Below are 16637 nucleotides of genomic sequence, written 5' to 3' on the forward strand. Positions count from 1 at the left end.
TTTGCCTGGCGGCAATAGCGCGGTGGTCCCACCTGACCCCATGCCGAACTCAGAAGTGAAACGCCGTAGCGCCGATGGTAGTGTGGGGTCTCCCCATGCGAGAGTAGGACACTGCCAGGCATCAAATAAACGTTATCAGTATGACACCTGGTAATGAGCAGGATCGCCAAGCGCGGTTTTGCCTGCATCGAAAGATGCAACGTAAAAGAATCGGTGGAGCGGTAGTTCAGTTGGTTAGAATACCTGCCTGTCACGCAGGGGGTCGCGGGTTCGAGCCCCGTCCGTTCCGCCACTTATTGATAAGCCCTGAGTTTCTGACTCAGGGCTTTTTCATATTGAAAATTTACTATGGATGAGCATGTCGCCGTGTGATTTCTGCGGTGGAAGGCGACCATTCATAAATAATTGTCTGAATTTAATACCAATATAAAGAATAATATACCCGACATCATTATTTTTGCCGGGTAATGTACTTGCCGAGTATTATTTAATATTCTGACGCGCCAGTTCTAACTGAATATCCTTATTCAAATTAGCCACCCAGCGATTATAGTTTGAGTGAATATTACCCTCTTTGGCATCCATATTACTGCTGCCAATATACTTAATCTGGTAATTATTTGCATTGTAAGTGATGCGAATGTCGGCACTGTGGCCGCGCAGCAATATTTTTCCATCGATCATGCCTTCACTGGTCGGGTTCATGATCCAGCCACGGTTAAGCCCGGCGTAGAGAATAGCCTGACGTACCTGAACTTCGTTGTGATTGCCGGCAATGCTTTGGTTGATGTTTTGCACCGGAGCGGTACCTGCACAGCCGCTAGCCAGAGCTGCGACGAATACGCCAGTTAAAATGAGTTTTAAGGGGTTCATACTCTTTTCCCTGAGTGATAGTAAATAAGAAATGTATTAGCCATACGTATGGTGTTATGTACGGCCTCCCTTCATTAAGATACCCCCAAGCACCTTTTTCGACAAATATTGATGCTTTTCATCGTGATAATTTTCACGCGGCTCAAGTCTCTCTATGTTATGTTTATAAATAAACCTAATGATTTAATCGAATATTCCGAGCAAAAATAGGAATTTTGCGCATGCATTCTGTGGTCAAATATAATAAATTTACGCACGGAATTTTTCTGACCTGTAATAGCACTAATGGCGGGCGGCATGAATATACTCAGTTGGTGGGCAATGGCTCCCGATCGTGGAACGCGTGAAGCATGGCGCCAGTGGGCTACAGATAAGCATCCTGCCGCTGAATGTCAGGGGGCGTTGCCAGGCTGTTCTCATATCCCCATGATGTCGCTACGCCGGATGAGTATTGGAACGCGGTTGGCCGTAGAGAGCGGGCTAATCTTGTTAAACGACCATCAGGCGGATATGGCTATCTTTACCAGCCGTCACGGTGAGCTGGAGCGTACGCAAAAAATTCTGCGGCATCTGCATCAGGAACAGCCATTGTCACCCACGGATTTCGCGATGTCGGTGCACAACACCGCAGCGGGGTGGTTGACCATTACGGCGAATAATACTTTGCCAGCCACCTCACTGGCGGCCGGTGAAGACAGCTTTCAACAGGGAATGATTGAAGCCCAGGCAGTGTTGGCTACCGGCAGTGCCGAGCGGGTGCTATTAGTTGATTTCGACGGTATTGTGCCGGAGGTTTACCAACCCTTTGTCCCGGCTAATCCTTTTCCCTATGCGGTCGCGCTGCTGCTCGAAGGCGCTGGTTCATTGAATTGCCGTGCGGTAGCGCCTGTTGCGGATCTTTGTAAGGAACCGCAGAGCCTGTCGTTTTTGCGTGGATGGCTTGGCTCAGATACGGAGTTCGCGGTGCCGGGCCCGCAGCATGGCTGGATGTGGGGGCGCTGATGGCTACGGTTGTTCCTGCTGAACAAACCCTCAAACCATCCTCATGGCTGAACCGTTGTTGGCGGGTTATCGCCACCGGTTTATGTTTTTCGCTTTTTGGCCTCGGCGGGCTGTTGCTGTCCGGCATCTGGTTTAACCTGATGCGTCTGGCGGTGCGCGATCCTGCGCGTCGCAGTCGCCTGACGCAGAGTTCGATCCGAATCAGCTTTCGCTTTTTTCTGGCGACTACCCGGTTTTTTGGCGTACTGGATTATCGTTTCGACGGTGCCGAGCGTCTCAAAGAGGATCGCGGTTGTCTGGTGATCGCCAATCATCCCAGCCTGCTGGATTATGTGTTGCTGGCTTCGCGTATGCCACGCTGCGACTGCATCGTTAAAGAGGCCTTGTTGAATAATGTGTTTGTCAGCGGCGTGATAAAGGCGGCGGGCTACCTGGCCAATGCGGAGTCGGATCGTTTGCTGGAACAATGCCGGCAGCGCCTGGCTAGCGGCGGTACTATTCTTATTTTTCCTGAGGGGACTCGCACTACGCCAGGCAAGGCGCTCGCATTGCAGAGAGGGGCGGCCAATATTGCGCTGCGCAGCCAGTGTGATATTCGGGTGGTGCAAATTCACTGTCGTCCGCCCATGCTGACGAAGCAGGGGAAATGGTATAACATTCCGCCGATAAAACCTCAGTTCCATATTACCGTTCAGGATAAGATCGAAACCCGCACCTTTATTCGTGTGGATGACGTTTCTCCCGCCCTTGCGGCAAGAAGATTAACCCAGCATTTAACTGACGCTTTACAGTCAGATTCTATAAATAATGAGAAATAGTGGAATGAATTTATTGAGCACCGAAATCAAGCAATTGATCATTGATACGCTCAATCTTGAAGGTATGACGCCGGAGGAGATTGACGCCGAAGCACCGCTGTTTGGTGATGGGCTGGGCCTGGACTCTATCGATGCGTTGGAATTGGGTCTGGCATTAAAGAACCGTTATGGCGTGGTGCTGTCAGCTGAAAGCGAAGACATGCGCCAACATTTTTATTCCGTGGAAACGCTGGCGAAGTTTGTTTCTGCACTGCGTAGCAAATAAGAGGTTTTCATGGATAAACAAGATATTTACCTGCAAATTCAGGCGCTGCTGGTCAAGCTGTTTGAACTGGATGCTGATGATATCAAACCGGAATCCCGCCTTTACGAAGAGCTGGAACTGGATAGCATTGATGCGGTAGATCTGGTGGTGCATCTGCAGAAAACGACCGGCAAGAAGATTAAGCCGGAAATGTTCAAGTCGGTGCGCACCGTGCAGGACGTGGTTGACGCTATCGATGAACTGCTGAAATCAGACAGTTAACGCTGTGGCGATAAGGTGAAGACAGCTTCCTGGCTGAACCCTGTTTTACGGTTGCTTCAGGTCGCGACATGGCTGGTTCTGCTGCTATACCCGCTGGCGGTTTGGGTTGGCCTGACTCGCTGGGGAACCACAATCCTGGCGCCGTTGTTGGCGGCGGTATTTACCTTACGCCTGCTGATGTTGCGCGGAAAACTGCGTCAACAGATGTGGCTGGGCAAGGCGTTAGCCGGGGTCGGTATCCTGCTGGCACTCACCAGTTGGGGGTTGAAGCAGACTCACTGGCTGCTGTATTACCCGGTGCTGGTCAACATTTTACTGCTTTTGCTGTTTGTCTACTCCCTGTTTGCTCCACCCACGGTGGTGGAGCGGCTGGCACGAATTACCGAACCGCAATTGGATGCCGCCGGCGTGGCTTATACCCAACGGGTGACTCAGGTCTGGTGCGGGTTCTTTATTGTTAATGGCGCAATAGCGCTGGCAACCTGTCTGTCAGGCGATATAGCGCTCTGGACACTGTATAACGGCGGCATCAGTTATCTGCTGATGGGGGCATTAATGGGTATTGAATGGATAGTCAGGAAAAGGATCCGGCGCACCTGAGTTTGCCGATGAGCCAGTGGCTCAGCGCGGAGCGGGACGATTCCCTGCTTATTGCCTGGCGTGGCCCGCAGGCACTGCGTCTTGGCCAATTCCGTCGCGATGTCGCCGCTCTGGCCGCAAGATTGGCCGTCAGGGAAGAACGACGTTGGGCGTTGTGTTTTGATGATAGTTATCGTTTTGCCGTTGCCTGGCTGGCATCGCTTTATGCCGCCAGATTGCCGGTGATCTTCGGTCACCAGCGTGAAGCTATCCTCAAAGAGCAGCGGGCGGATTACGACGCTTTGCTGACCGATTTTCCCCTCGATCCCGGTACGCCGGTTCTGAGCGTGGCAGAGGGATCTGTTGTGGATATCCCTCTACCCATCTGGCCGCAGGATCCCCGATTTATTCTTTATACCTCAGGTTCGACCGGCCAGCCGCAGGCGGTAATCAAATCTGTCGCCTGCATGGATCGCGAGAGCGAGCTGTTGGCAGCCGAGTGGGGCGAAGTCTTTCAGGGTTGCAGCGTGGCGGCATCGGTATCTCATCAGCATATGTATGGCCTGAGCTTTCGCCTGTTCCTGCCGCTGGCGCTCGGCCTGCCTTTTGATGCGCAACTGACGGAATATCATGAGCAACTGATTGCCAGACATCAGGGACGGCGTCTGATTTTTGTCAGCAGCCCGGCGTGGCTTAAACGTTTGGATAACCGGTTGGCGCTTTCAGCCTGTGCCCAGGTGTTTTCCGCCGGTGGCCCGTTAACCTTTGCCGAAGCGCAGCTTGCCCGGCAAATGCTGAAGACGTTGCCGCTGGAGATTTACGGCACCACCGAAACCGGCATGCTGGCATGGCGCAGGCAAACCGAGGAGGCTGCGTTGTGGCAACTGTTTGCTTCCATTGGGCTAAGGGTTAATTCGGATAATAGTGTCAACGTAGCCTCACCGCTGATACCTGATAGTGGTGAAGCGGCGCTGAGCGATATCATTCAACTCGCGCCGAATGGCCGGCTGTTTCAGTTGAATGGCCGTGCCGACCGGATTATCAAGGTAGAAGAGAAACGTCTGTCGCTGACGGAAATTGAGCGGCGCCTGAAAGCCTTGCCGGAGATCGCCGATGCCGCGGTGTTGCCACTCCAGCAAAGAGGGCGAACCTTGCTGGCTGCGGCGATAGTGCTTTCCCCGCACGGTGAAATTCGCCGGCAAAGCATGTCCGAAGGGGCTTTCACCCGGGAACTCCGCCAGGCTCTGCGTAGCTGGCTGGAGCCGGTGGCGTTGCCGCGCAGTTGGCGCATTATTGATGTCATCCCGCTTAACCCGCAGGGCAAGCGCGCCTATGCCGAACTACAGGAGCTGTTTTTATGATGCAACCTGAGGTACTGCAACAGCAGGTGAGCGATGCGACCCACGCCAGCCTGCTATTGCGTCTGCCCGCCGAACTGTTTTGGTTTCGCGGCCATTTTCCTGAGCAGCCGATCCTGCCCGGTGTGGCCCAAGTAAACTGGGCGATGCAGTATGCGCATCAGCTATTGGGTATCGAGGCGGCGTTCAAAGGCATCGAAGTCGTCAAGTTTCAGCAACCCTTGTTACCGGGGCAGACTTTGTCGCTGCTGCTTGAATGGCAACCGGCGCGCCACAAACTTTTGTTCAGTTATCGCCTCGGTGAGGCTACCGCCAGCAGCGGTAAGATTTCGTTATGCCAGTGATCGCACCGTTCTCCCCCTGCATTGTTATCCCCTGTTTCAATCATGGGCAGATGATGGCCGATGTGCTGGCCTCGCTGGCCGGTTATGGTCTGCCGTGCCTGGTGGTGGATGATGGCAGCGCTGCCGGCACCGCCGATGAATTGCAACGGTTGGCGGCCGGGTTGCCCTGGGTTCAATTGCTGCGGCTGGAGCAAAATCAGGGCAAAGGCGCAGCGGTGATCGCCGGGCTGCAATTGGCGCACAACCAGGGATACAGTCACGCTCTGCAGGTGGATGCCGACGGCCAGCATCAACTGAGCGATATTCCGGACATGATTGCCGAAGCGCGCGCTCACCCCGATTGTTTGATTTCCGGTCAACCGGTCTACGACAGCTCGGTACCGAAGGCGCGGCTGTATGGCCGCTATGTCACTCACGTATGGGTGTGGATAGAAACCCTGTCGCTGTCGCTGAAAGACAGCATGTGCGGTTTTCGCGTCTACCCGGTGGAGCCGACGCTGACACTGGCGGCAAGTCATCCGCTCGGCAAGCGCATGGATTTCGATACCGAGGTGATGGTCAGGCTGTACTGGCAAGGCGTGCCAAGCCGCTTTCTGCCGACGCGCGTCACCTATCCAGCCGACGGCGTCTCCCATTTTGATGCGCTGCGCGACAACCTGCGTATTTCCTGGATGCACACCCGTTTGTTTTTCGGCATGTTGCCGCGTATTCCACGTCTGCTGTGCCGCAAGCCGGCTAATTCATTGCACTGGTCGGCAACCGAAGAACGCCATGGCCTGTGGGGCATCCGGCTCATGCTGCAGGTTTACCGGCTATTTGGCCGCCGGGCATTTCAACTGCTGCTATACCCGGTGATTGGCTATTTCTGGCTGACCGGCCGTGCTCAGCGCAAGGCATCACGCGACTATCTGCAACGCTTGCAAGAGTTTGCACAGGGCAGGCAACAAGCTTTGCCCGCACCGCTAAACAGTTTTCGTCACTTTATGCGCTTCGGCGATGCGATGCTCGATAAGCTGTCAAGCTGGCGTGGGGAACTGCATGACATTCGTTTGGTGGATCGCGCCGGCTGCGAACGGCAGATCGCTTCCGGCAAAGGCACGCTGATCCTGGCTTCACACCTGGGGGATATTGAGTCGTGTCGTGCGCTGGGTGAGCTGGATTCGAACGTTAAGGTCAATGCCCTGGTGTTTACCGAACATGCCGAGCGCTTCAACCAGGTGATGAAAGAGGTGAACCCGCGTGCCAATCTGAATCTGATTCAGGTCACTTCGTTGGGGCCGGAAACGGCCATGCGTCTGCAAGACAAGCTCAACGCCGGTGAATGGGTGGCGATTGTCGGCGATCGCACCTCAGCCGGAAAGCATCAGCGTGGCGAGCAGCCGCGCGTGGTCTGGAGCCATTTCCTCGGCAAGCTGGCACCTTTTCCGCAGGGGCCGTTCGTCCTGGCCGCCGCGCTGCGCTGCCCGGTATTTCTGATGTTCGGCCTCAAGCAACAGGGGCGGCTGAACGTTTATTTCGAACCCTTTTCCGATCCGCTGCTATTACCCCGCGCTCAGCGCCGGCAGGCATTGCAGCAGGCGGTAGATAGCTATGCCGCGCGGCTCGAGCACTATTGCCTGTTGGCACCGCTCGACTGGTTCAATTTTTTCGATTTCTGGCAGTTGGCGGCACAGGAGCCTGAGACATGAAGCTAACAGAAGATCCGCGTTTTTCCACCCGGATTGAGATGACTATCCCGTTCCATGATACCGACGCCATGGGCGTGGTGTGGCACGGCAACTACTTTCGCTATTTTGAGATCGCGCGCGAAGCCTTGCTGAAGCAGTTCAATTACGGTTATCGCCAGATGCAGGCTTCGGGTTATGTTTGGCCGATCGTGGATACGCGGGTGAAATACATTGCGCCGGTGCTGTTTGAGCAACGGATCATCGTCTGCGCTGAACTGGAAGAGTATGAGAATCGCCTGCGCATTGGTTACCGCATCCTCGATGCGCAAAGCGGCAAAACCACCACCCGTGGGCACAGTATCCAGGTGGCGGTGGATGCCGAAAGCAAAGAGATGTGCTTTGTGTCGCCGCAAATACTGTTGGATAACATCGGGAGTGAGCAATGAAAGGCTGGTTATTGATGGTCGTCACCTTGTTCAGCCTGAGCGCCCAAGCGGTCACGCTGGCGGAGTTGCAGCAGCGCTTCAGCCAACAACCGGTCTTGCGTGCCGAGTTCGAGCAACAGCGCAGTATCAGCGGCATGGATAAACCGCTGAAATCGAGCGGTGAATTGCTGATTTCTCAGCAAAAAGGGCTGTGGTGGGCGCAGCAAAAACCTTTCCCGCTGACCTTGCTGCTGGATGATAAACGCATGGTGCAAACTTTGGCCGGCCAGCCCCCGCAGGTGGTGACGGCGGATAATAACCCGCAGATGTTCCAGTTTAACCACCTGCTGACCGCGTTGTTCCACGCCGATAGTCAGGCGCTGGAGCAAAACTTTGCCTTGCAGTTCAGCGATCTCGGGCACAACAAATGGCGGCTGGTACTGACGCCAAAAACCACGCCGCTCGACCGTTTGTTCAAACGCATTACGCTCAACGGAGAGCAATTCCTGGAAACCATTGATATCGACGATATGCAAAGCGATGCCACGCACATTCGCTTCTTTAATCAACGTACGGCGCCGCAGGCATTGACCCTTGATGAGCAACAGCGCTTTGCGTCCTGAGCAGCATCGGCGGCTGGCCTTTGGTTGGTTGGCGATTTGCCTGATATTGCTCGCGGCGCTGTGCTGGTTGCTGCCCCGCAGCCAGATCAACAGCAGTGTGCTGGCGTTATTGCCGAAGCAGCAACTGGTGGGCGTGCCGGATGAATTGGCCGACGGCTTCAGCCGCCGGCTCGATCGCCAATTGATGTGGCTGGTGAGCCCGCCGCCAGGTGCGGACAGCGCCGCAGTGAGCTGGTGGTGGCAGCAATTGCGGCAGATGCCGGAATTGCAGCAGGTTGGCGGCCCGATGGACGCGCAACGCCAGCAGCAGTGGGGGCTGTTTTTTTATCGGCACCGCAACGTGTTGCTGGACGATGCTACCCGACAACGGCTGATACAGGGGCCGGATGCGCAGAGCCAGTGGATCCTCGGCCAGCTTTACTCGGCCTTCGCCGGCGTCAGCGGCAAGGAACTGGCCAGCGATCCGCTGATGCTGGTGCGCGGCTCACAGCTGGCGCAGCAGCAGAACGGCGGTTCGCTGAACCTTGCCAACGGTTGGCTGGTGGCGCGAGATACGCAGGGCCGCAGTTGGTATTTGTTGCACGCCGAGTTGAGTGCGTCGTCTTATGACATCGGTAGTGCACGAAACACGGTAGATAAACTGACGGCGTTGCAACAGCAACTGCAACAACGTTGGCCGGGCGCCGAGGTATTGAACCGCGGCACGCTCTATTACAGCAACTACGCCAGCCAGCAGGCCGAACGGGATATTTCGACTATTGGTCTGGCCTCGGTGGCGGGAGTCTTCCTGTTGGTGCTGTTGATGTTCCGCTCACCGTTGCCGCTGTTGCTGTGTGCGCTGTCGGTGGGGATCGGCGCCCTGGCGGGCACTGTCGCCACGCTTCTGGCGTTTGGGGAAATTCATTTGATGACGCTGGTGCTGAGCATCAGCATCGTCGGCATTTCGGCGGATTACGCGCTCTATTTTTTGACCGAACGCATGGTGCATGGGCAACAATCGACGCCGCTGGCCAGTTTGCAAAAACTGCTGCCGGCATTGTCGATGGCGCTGCTGACCACGGTTGTCGCCTATCTGGCGCTGTTGATTGCGCCGTTCCCGGGTTTACAGCAATTGGCGGTATTTGCCGCCGCCGGGCTGAGCGCCGCCTGCATTACCGTGATCTGCTGGTATCCGCAGTTGTCGCGTCGTCTGCCGGTGCGTCCGGCACCGGGGCTGGCGCTAATTCTGCGTTGGCTGCACGCCTGGCGCCATCGGCCTCTGCTGCGCTATGGGCTGCCCGGTTCGGCGTTGCTGGTGATTATTGCCGGTTTCAGCCAACTGAAAGTGGATGACGACATCGGCCAACTGCAGGCGTTGCCGGCGGAGTTGCAGCAGCAGGAACAGCGTATCGCCGCTTTGACCGGCCAGCATAACGATCAGAAATGGTTGGTGGTGTACGGAGCCAATGGCGAACAACTGCTGCAACGGCTGGAGTTGTTGCAACCCAGGCTGGCGCAGGCCAAACGGCAAGGCGTGCTGAAGGACTATCGCCTGCTGCCGCTGCCTTCGCATCAGCGCCAGCAGGAAAACGTCGCCCTGTTGCAGCGGGTGGCCCCTCAGGTGGTGACGCAATTACAGCAGGCGGAGCTGACGCTGAATGCGCCGGACTTGACCGCTGAATGGGTGACGCCGCAACAGTGGCTGGGCAGCGTGGTCAGCGAGGGCTGGCGGCTACTGTGGCTGACGTTGCCTGATGGTCGCAGTGCGGCGCTGGTACCGGTCAACGGCGTACAAAACAGCGCGGCGATGCAGGCGTTGGCTGGGCAGGTGCCGGGTACCGGTTGGATCGACCGGAAAACCGAATTCAGCGAACTGTTTGGCCAGTACCGGTTGTATCTGTCGTATCTGCTGGCGCTGTCGGTGGCGGCGATCGCGCTGATCTATCTGTGGCGTTTTGGTCTGTTGCACGGTTTGCGCTGTATGGTGCCGACGCTGCTGTCGCTGGGTTGTGGCATTGCCGTGCTGGCGTTGAGCGGGCATACGCTGAATCTGTTTTCGCTGTTGGCGCTGATACTGGTATTGGGGATCGGCATTAACTATACGCTGTTCTTCACCAATCCCCGGGGCACGCCGACCACCTCGATGTTCGCCATCTTTATGGCGGTCTTCACCACCCAGTTGACCTTTGGCATGTTGGTGCTGAGCCATACTCAGGCCATCAGCAGTTTTGGCATTGTATTAAGCAGCGGTATCGCCGTGGCATTTCTGTTGGCGCCGCTGACGTTAGCAACGAAAAGAAAAAGAGGAAAAGCCTGATGCGCGGCTTACGAATGATGCTGTTAATGCTGGCAACCCTGCTGGCCGGCTGTGCCGGTTCGCAGGATCCCACCTTGCCGCAGGCGTGGCTGAAACCCGGGACGCGGGTGGCATTGCCGTCTCCCGTGTTGGAGCAACCGATCAGCCAACAGCAGTTGTTGACCGCCGAAGTGAAGGGACAGCGGCATTCGATGCTGGTGCTGCTGAATGCCGACGGCCGCCGCCTGCAACTGGTGGGTATGTCGCCGCTGGGCATCCGCTTGTTCAACCTGACCTACGATCGTCAGGGGATCCACACCGAGCAGTTGATCAAAGTGGGTGAACTGCCGCCCGCCAGCCAGGTGCTGGCCGATATCATGCTGAGCTATTGGCCGGCGGCCGACTGGCGGCCCTTGCTGCCGGCAGGGTGGCGGTTGGAGGATCGGCCGGAGGTACGCCGTCTGTATGACGATCGCGGCGCGACGATCAGTGAAATCCGTTATCAGCAAGCCAATGGCCAACGTAATCCGCTGTCGATAACCCAATCCGCTTTCCATTACCGCATCACCATTCAGAATCTGGGGAGCGAATAATGATCTATTTCTCTGCCGTAGGTATGGTGAACGCGCTGGGTAACAGTCTGCCGCAGATCGCGGAAAATCTGGCTCGCGGCGTGTCGCCTGGCATGCAGAGGCAGACGCAGTGGCTGCTCGGAGATGCGCCATCCTGGTTCGGTAACGTACAGGGCGAACTGCCCGCAGTTCCTGAGCCACTCAAACGCCATAACTCTCGCAACAACCGCTTGCTGTTGGCCGCATTGGCGCAAATCGAGGTGCCGGTGCGCGAGGCCATCGCCCGCTACGGCGCCGAACGCGTTGCGGTGATCATGGGCACCAGCACTTCCGGCATTCGCGAAGGTGAGCTGGCATTGCGACAGCATCAGGCAGGACAGTGGCCGCAGGGCTATGATTATCAGCAGCAGGAGTTGGGCGATCCAGGCCAGTTCCTCCGCGCTTTTCTTGCTACCCGTGGCCCGGCCTATACTCTGTCGACCGCCTGCTCCTCCAGTGCGCGCGCCATCATCAGCGGTAAACGCCTGATTGACGCCGGGCTGGTGGACGCGGCGATTGTGGGCGGTGCCGATAGCCTGTGCCAAATGCCGATCAACGGCTTCAACAGCCTGGAATCGCTGTCCGCGGAGCGTTGCACGCCATTTGCCGCCGGGCGTAACGGCATCAATATTGGCGAGGCCGCTGCGCTGATGCTGTTGACGCGTGAGCCGGCAGCTGTAGCGTTACTGGGCGTCGGGGAGTCTTCCGATGCCTGGCATATGTCGGCACCGCATCCTGCAGGTGAAGGCGCCGAGCGGGCTATGACCATGGCGCTGCGACAGGCCGGTTTGAGCACCGAACAGATCGGTTATATTAATCTGCACGGCACCGCGACGCGGCTTAACGATCTGGTAGAAGCTCAGGTGGTGAATCGCCTGTTTGGCGCACAGACGCCGTGCAGCTCCACCAAGCACCTCACCGGCCACACGCTGGGTGCCGCCGGTGCGGTAGAAGCGGCGCTGAGCTGGTTGTTATTGACTCAGCCATTGCCATTGCCGCAGCAGGATTTCAGCGTTGTGCCCTGCGATGGCGAGCTGGCGCCGCTCGGCCTGGTTTGCCGACAGCAGCCGTTACGCCAGCGCGCTATCCTGTCCAATTCGTTTGCGTTCGGCGGCAATAATGCCTGCCTGTTGCTGGGGGATGCTCCATGAGTCGTTATCACACTGCGGAATACTATTTGCCCCATGCATCACCGATGGTGCTGCTGGAATGGGTACTTGAGGTGGGCGAGGAGCACGCGCAATGTGCGGTGACGGTCAGACCTGACGGCGTATTGGCCCCCTTTCTTGACGTACAGGGCGCATTGCCGGGCTGGTACGGCATTGAGCTGATGGCGCAGGCTATCGGCGTCTGGAGCGGCTGGCATGGCAGGCAGGCAGCCCAACAGCCGCGGCTTGGCATGCTGCTCGGTGGGCGTGCCATTCACTGCGAACTGCCGGTATTTCCTGCCGGCAGCGAACTGCGGGTTAGCGTGCAACAACTGCTGAAAGACGAAAAACTGGCCAGTTTCGAATGTGAAATCAGTATCGATAATGTGCGGGTCGCACAGGGCAGGCTGAACACTTATCAGCCTGATAAACAAGAAATAATCCAATTGACTACCTTAAGGGGAAACGCATGATGCGTTCCGTTTTAGTCACCGGCGCCAGTAAAGGGATCGGTCAGGCCATTGCCTGCCGCCTGGCTGCGGATGGCTTTTTGATCGTCGTTCACTACCACCGCGATAAAACCGGGGCAGAGTACACGCTGCAACAAATTGTCGCCGCCGGCGGGCAAGGGCGTTTGATTCAGTTTGATATCGGCAACCGCATCCAGTGCCGCGAGCAGCTTGAGCAAGATATTGAGGGGCACGGCGCCTATTACGGCGTGGTGAATAATGCGGGTATTACCCGTGATGGCGCTTTCCCTGCACTGAGTGAAGAGGACTGGGACGGAGTGATCCACACCAACCTCGACAGCTTCTACAATGTGCTTCATCCCTGCGTCATGCCGATGATTGGCCTGCGCAAAGGCGGGCGAATCATTGCACTCTCGTCGGTTTCCGGCGTAATGGGGAACCGTGGGCAGGTCAACTACAGCGCGGCCAAGGCCGGCGTAATCGGTGCCTGCAAGGCACTGGCGATCGAGCTGGCGAAACGCAAAATAACCGTTAACTGCATTGCCCCGGGCCTGATTGACACCGGCATGATTGACATGGAGCCGGCGGCGCTGATTGAAGCGATGCGCGCGATCCCGCTCAAACGCATGGGCTCGGCGGAAGAGGTGGCCGGGCTGGCCAGCTATTTGATGTCGGATATTGCCGGCTATGTAACGCGGCAGGTCATTTCCATTAACGGAGGAATGGTATGACACAACGAGTGGTTGTGACCGGCATGGCGGGTGTTACCGCCTTCGGCAATAACTGGGCGGACGTGTCCGGCCGGCTGAAGCAGGGGAAGAATGCGGTGCGCTATATGGCGCAATGGGAAGAATATCAGGGGTTGAACACTCACCTTGGTGCGCCGATCGATGATTTCGTGCTGCCGGAGCATTATACGCGCAAGCGCATCCGTTCGATGGGGCGCGTTTCATTGCTGGCTACCCGTGCGACCGAACTGGCGCTTGAGCAGGCCGGGTTGCTGGGTGAGGCGGTGTTGACCAACGGCGAAACCGGCATCGCCTACGGCTCATCTACCGGCAGCACCAAACCGGTCAGCGAGTTCGCCACCATGCTGACGGAAAAACACACCAACAATATCACCGGCACCACCTATGTGCAGATGATGCCGCACACCGCAGCGGTGAATGCCGGCCTGTTTTTCGGCCTGCGGGGGAGGGTGATCCCGACCTCCAGCGCCTGTACCTCAGGCAGCCAGGCGATTGGCTACGCTTTCGAGAGCATCCGCCACGGTTATCAGACGGTGATGGTGGCGGGCGGGGCCGAGGAGCTGTGTCCTTCGGAGGCGGCGGTGTTTGATACGCTGTTTGCGACCAGCCAGCAAAACGATCGCCCGGATCTGTCGCCACGCCCGTTTGATCGTCAGCGCGACGGCCTGGTGATTGGCGAAGGGGCGGGAACCTTGATCCTTGAGTCGCTGGAGCATGCGCAGGCGCGTGGCGCCACTATTTACGGCGAGATTATCAGTTTTGCGACCAACTGCGATGCGGCGCACATTACCCAGCCGCAGCAGGAAACCATGCAGATTTGCATGCGGCAGGCGCTGAAGGCTTCCGGGCTGGCGGCCGGCGATATCGGCTACATCAGCGCGCACGGTACGGCGACCGATCGTGGCGATATTGCGGAAAGCCAGGCAACGGCGGCGATTTTTGGCAACCGCACGCCAATTTCCTCGCTGAAAAGCTATTTTGGCCATACGTTGGGTGCCTGCGGCGCGCTGGAAGCCTGGATGACGCTGGAAATGATGCGTGAAGGCCGCTTTGCGCCGACCATCAACCTCAGTGAACCGGACAGTGCCTGCGGCGATCTGGATTACATCATGGGCGAATATCGGCAAATTGACACCGAGTTTGTGCAATCGAACAACTTCGCGTTCGGTGGTATCAACACCTCGTTGATCCTGCGCCGCTGGGCGTAATTCCTTCAAACCGGGGCGCTCGCTCCGGTTATTATTGCCGTTTAATCAAAAGTCTTATGCATAATAGGGCGTTTTTGATCAACAAAACAGTTGCCATAATCCTCCCATATCGTATCAACATCTTAATGAGAGAATAAAGTTATGAGCATCCCTGCATTTGGTTTAGGCACTTTCCGTCTTCAGGATCAGGTCGTGATCGACTCGGTCAGCACTGCGCTGGAATTGGGTTATCGCGTGATTGATACTGCGCAGATCTACGAAAACGAAGCGGCGGTGGGCCAGGCAATTGCCGCCAGCGGCATACCGCGTGACGAGTTGTTCATCACCACCAAGATTTGGATCGCCAATCTGGCGAAGGGCAAGTTGATCCCGAGCCTGCAAGAGAGCCTGAGCAAACTGCAAACGGGTTACGTTGATTTGACGCTGATCCACTGGCCATCACCCAATGGAGAAGTCCCCGTTGCCGAGTTTATGGCTGAGTTGCTGGAAGCCAAAAAACTGGGGCTGACGCGCCAAATAGGGGTGTCCAACTTCACCCTGGACCTGATGCAGCAGGCGATCGATGCCGTGGGTGCAGAGCAGATCGCGACTAACCAAATTGAGCTGTCCCCGTATCTGCAGAACCGTCAGGTGGTTGAGTTTGCCCAGCAGCACGGCATTGCCGTCACCTCCTACATGACGCTGGCCTATGGCAAAGCGCTGCAGGATGAAACCATCAAGGCTATCGCGACGCGGCGCAACGCGACCCCGGCGCAGGTTATTCTGGCCTGGGCGCTGCAACTGGGTTACGCGGTGATCCCTTCTTCCACCAAGCGTGAAAACCTGGCGAGCAACCTGCTGGCACAGCAGTTGACGTTGACTGCAGAAGAGATGGCGGAGATCGCCACGCTGGAAAGCAATGGCCGTTTGGTCAGCCCGGAAGGCCTGGCACCGAACTGGGATTAATGTTCCGGAACATTTGCATCAGGGCGCCCAAGGGGCGCCTTTTTTATTGCGCCAGACGTTCGCTGACAAAGTCGATAAAGCTGCGCAGGCGGTTGCTGACCGCACTGTCGCTGTAATACACCGCATTGATCGGCATAGCTACCGGCAGAGTCTCTTTCACCAAAATCGGCACCAGATTGCCGCGTTCGATATCCGCATCGATCATAAAATCCGACAGGCAGGCAATGCCGTTACCGTGCAGGCACAGGTGACGCTGGGTTTCACCGCTGTTGGTGGTCAGCCCTGGCGTGATTTCCAGTTGACGACCGTCGGCACAGGCCAGCGGCCAGCGGTTCAGGCTGGGCAGATCGTTAAAACCGATACAGCAATGCTGTTCCAACGCCTCTACCGTCTGCGGCGTGCCGTACTGCGCCAGATAGGCGGGGGAGGCCAGCACGCGCCGATAGCTGGTCATCAGTTTACGAGCCTTCAGGCTGGAGTCGCTCAGTTCACCCACGCGGATGGCGATATCCACCTTACGTTCAATCAGATTGATAAAGTTCTCTGACGACACCAGGGAAAGCGACATCTCCGGGTAACGAGCCCTGAACTCTGCCACCAGCGGCGTCAATACGTGCAGCACCACCGGCGTAGCGGCGTCGATGCGCAGCAGCCCCTGCGGGCGCTGGCGGCTCTCCATCAGCGCATTTTCTGCCGCCGCCATATCGCTCAGTACCTTCTGCACCTGGCGGAAATAGTTTTCCCCTTCCTGCGTCAGGCTGATTTGCCGCGTAGTGCGATTTAGCAGCGTTACACCCAGCTTGGATTCCAGCTTCTTGACCGTGCGGCTGACCACCGAGTTGGCCTGTTCCAGCCGCTCGGCCGCCCGGCTGAAACTGCCGCTTTCCACCACGGTGACAAAAGTGATCAACTCATCAGAATTGGCCTTCATTGTTGCTCCATTGGCAAAATTAATTTGAAACTTTGAGCATTTTTATCATTTAAGCATGAGCAGATAATAGCCGTCATCAACCTGA

19 protein-coding genes, 1 tRNA gene and 1 rRNA gene are annotated in these 16637 nt (G+C 56.9%); 19 read left to right on the forward strand and 2 right to left on the reverse strand.

Features of this window, described 5'->3' with window-relative positions:
* The first annotated feature begins 4 nt into the window (after positions 1-4).
* Positions 5-120 (forward strand): 5S ribosomal RNA (gene rrf / locus D4100_RS15980).
* A gap of 95 nt (positions 121-215) precedes the next feature.
* A tRNA-Asp gene (locus D4100_RS15985) sits at positions 216-292 on the forward strand.
* 191 nt (positions 293-483) lie between these two features.
* On the opposite strand, the gene D4100_RS15990 is transcribed toward D4100_RS15985, so the two are convergent.
* Complete coding sequence (locus D4100_RS15990) at positions 484-873, reverse strand: hypothetical protein (RefSeq protein WP_119804761.1); 390 nt, start codon at positions 871-873, stop codon at positions 484-486.
* Positions 874-1158: 285 nt separating this feature from the next.
* Here D4100_RS15990 and D4100_RS15995 point away from each other — a divergent pair, with 285 nt between their 5' ends.
* The 17 genes from D4100_RS15995 to dkgB all read left to right on the forward strand — a co-directional run bounded on the left by D4100_RS15995 (position 1159) and on the right by dkgB (position 15621).
* Entirely contained in the window at positions 1159-1875 is a 717-nt protein-coding gene (locus tag D4100_RS15995) for a beta-ketoacyl synthase chain length factor (protein WP_043913292.1), read from the forward strand.
* Positions 1875-2693, forward strand: a complete 819-nt coding sequence (locus D4100_RS16000; RefSeq protein ID WP_119804865.1) for a lysophospholipid acyltransferase family protein — start codon at positions 1875-1877, stop codon at positions 2691-2693. Before D4100_RS15995 ends, D4100_RS16000 begins: the two co-directional genes overlap by 1 nt.
* A 4-nt stretch (positions 2694-2697) precedes the next feature.
* Positions 2698-2958 (forward strand): phosphopantetheine-binding protein, encoded by a 261-nt coding sequence (locus tag D4100_RS16005; protein WP_006322432.1) that lies wholly within the window; start codon positions 2698-2700, stop codon positions 2956-2958.
* A gap of 9 nt (positions 2959-2967) precedes the next feature.
* Positions 2968-3219, forward strand: coding sequence for an acyl carrier protein (locus tag D4100_RS16010; protein WP_006322431.1), 252 nt, complete (start codon positions 2968-2970; stop codon positions 3217-3219).
* A gap of 15 nt (positions 3220-3234) precedes the next feature.
* On the forward strand, positions 3235-3819 hold the full coding sequence (locus D4100_RS16015; protein ID WP_119804762.1) for a COG4648 family protein: 585 nt from the start codon (positions 3235-3237) through the stop codon (positions 3817-3819).
* Positions 3786-5159 carry an AMP-binding protein gene (locus D4100_RS16020; protein ID WP_043913288.1) on the forward strand — a complete coding sequence of 458 codons (1374 nt, stop codon included), beginning with the start codon at positions 3786-3788 and terminating at the stop codon, positions 5157-5159. Before D4100_RS16015 ends, D4100_RS16020 begins: the two co-directional genes overlap by 34 nt.
* Positions 5156-5500, forward strand: coding sequence for an ApeI family dehydratase (locus D4100_RS16025; protein WP_006322428.1), 345 nt, complete (start codon positions 5156-5158; stop codon positions 5498-5500). Before D4100_RS16020 ends, D4100_RS16025 begins: the two co-directional genes overlap by 4 nt.
* On the forward strand, positions 5491-7188 hold the full coding sequence (locus D4100_RS16030; protein ID WP_119804763.1) for a glycosyltransferase family 2 protein: 1698 nt from the start codon (positions 5491-5493) through the stop codon (positions 7186-7188). Before D4100_RS16025 ends, D4100_RS16030 begins: the two co-directional genes overlap by 10 nt.
* Positions 7185-7613, forward strand: coding sequence for an acyl-CoA thioesterase (locus tag D4100_RS16035; RefSeq protein ID WP_006322426.1), 429 nt, complete (start codon positions 7185-7187; stop codon positions 7611-7613). The genes D4100_RS16030 and D4100_RS16035 overlap by 4 nt, the downstream gene beginning before the upstream one ends.
* Complete coding sequence (locus tag D4100_RS16040; RefSeq protein ID WP_006322425.1) at positions 7610-8215, forward strand: LolA family protein; 606 nt, start codon at positions 7610-7612, stop codon at positions 8213-8215. The genes D4100_RS16035 and D4100_RS16040 overlap by 4 nt, the downstream gene beginning before the upstream one ends.
* Positions 8190-10511, forward strand: a complete 2322-nt coding sequence (locus D4100_RS16045) for an MMPL family transporter (RefSeq protein WP_119804764.1) — start codon at positions 8190-8192, stop codon at positions 10509-10511. Before D4100_RS16040 ends, D4100_RS16045 begins: the two co-directional genes overlap by 26 nt.
* The gene (locus D4100_RS16050) at positions 10511-11083 is read left to right on the forward strand and encodes a DUF3261 domain-containing protein (RefSeq protein WP_119804765.1); all 573 of its coding nucleotides are present in this window, start codon (positions 10511-10513) and stop codon (positions 11081-11083) included. Before D4100_RS16045 ends, D4100_RS16050 begins: the two co-directional genes overlap by 1 nt.
* Positions 11083-12252, forward strand: a complete 1170-nt coding sequence (locus tag D4100_RS16055) for a beta-ketoacyl-[acyl-carrier-protein] synthase family protein (protein WP_119804766.1) — start codon at positions 11083-11085, stop codon at positions 12250-12252. Before D4100_RS16050 ends, D4100_RS16055 begins: the two co-directional genes overlap by 1 nt.
* Positions 12249-12722, forward strand: a complete 474-nt coding sequence (locus D4100_RS16060) for a hotdog family protein (RefSeq protein ID WP_119804767.1) — start codon at positions 12249-12251, stop codon at positions 12720-12722. Before D4100_RS16055 ends, D4100_RS16060 begins: the two co-directional genes overlap by 4 nt.
* Entirely contained in the window at positions 12719-13450 is a 732-nt protein-coding gene (locus D4100_RS16065) for a 3-ketoacyl-ACP reductase FabG2 (RefSeq protein WP_119804768.1), read from the forward strand. The genes D4100_RS16060 and D4100_RS16065 overlap by 4 nt, the downstream gene beginning before the upstream one ends.
* A complete protein-coding gene (locus D4100_RS16070) occupies positions 13447-14676 on the forward strand; it encodes a beta-ketoacyl-ACP synthase (RefSeq protein ID WP_006322419.1) in 1230 nt (409 codons plus the stop codon). Before D4100_RS16065 ends, D4100_RS16070 begins: the two co-directional genes overlap by 4 nt.
* 141 nt (positions 14677-14817) lie before the next feature.
* Positions 14818-15621 carry a 2,5-didehydrogluconate reductase DkgB gene (gene dkgB, locus D4100_RS16075; protein ID WP_119804769.1) on the forward strand — a complete coding sequence of 268 codons (804 nt, stop codon included), beginning with the start codon at positions 14818-14820 and terminating at the stop codon, positions 15619-15621.
* Positions 15622-15664: 43 nt separating this feature from the next.
* Here the strand turns inward: dkgB and yafC are convergent, their stop codons facing one another.
* Positions 15665-16552: a DNA-binding transcriptional regulator YafC gene (yafC, locus tag D4100_RS16080; RefSeq protein WP_006322417.1), complete on the reverse strand. Its 888-nt coding sequence runs from the start codon at positions 16550-16552 to the stop codon at positions 15665-15667.
* Between the last annotated feature and the right edge of the window lie 85 nt (positions 16553-16637).

This window comes from Serratia inhibens, assembly GCF_003591175.1.
Taxonomy (GTDB): Bacteria; Pseudomonadota; Gammaproteobacteria; order Enterobacterales; family Enterobacteriaceae; genus Serratia; species Serratia inhibens.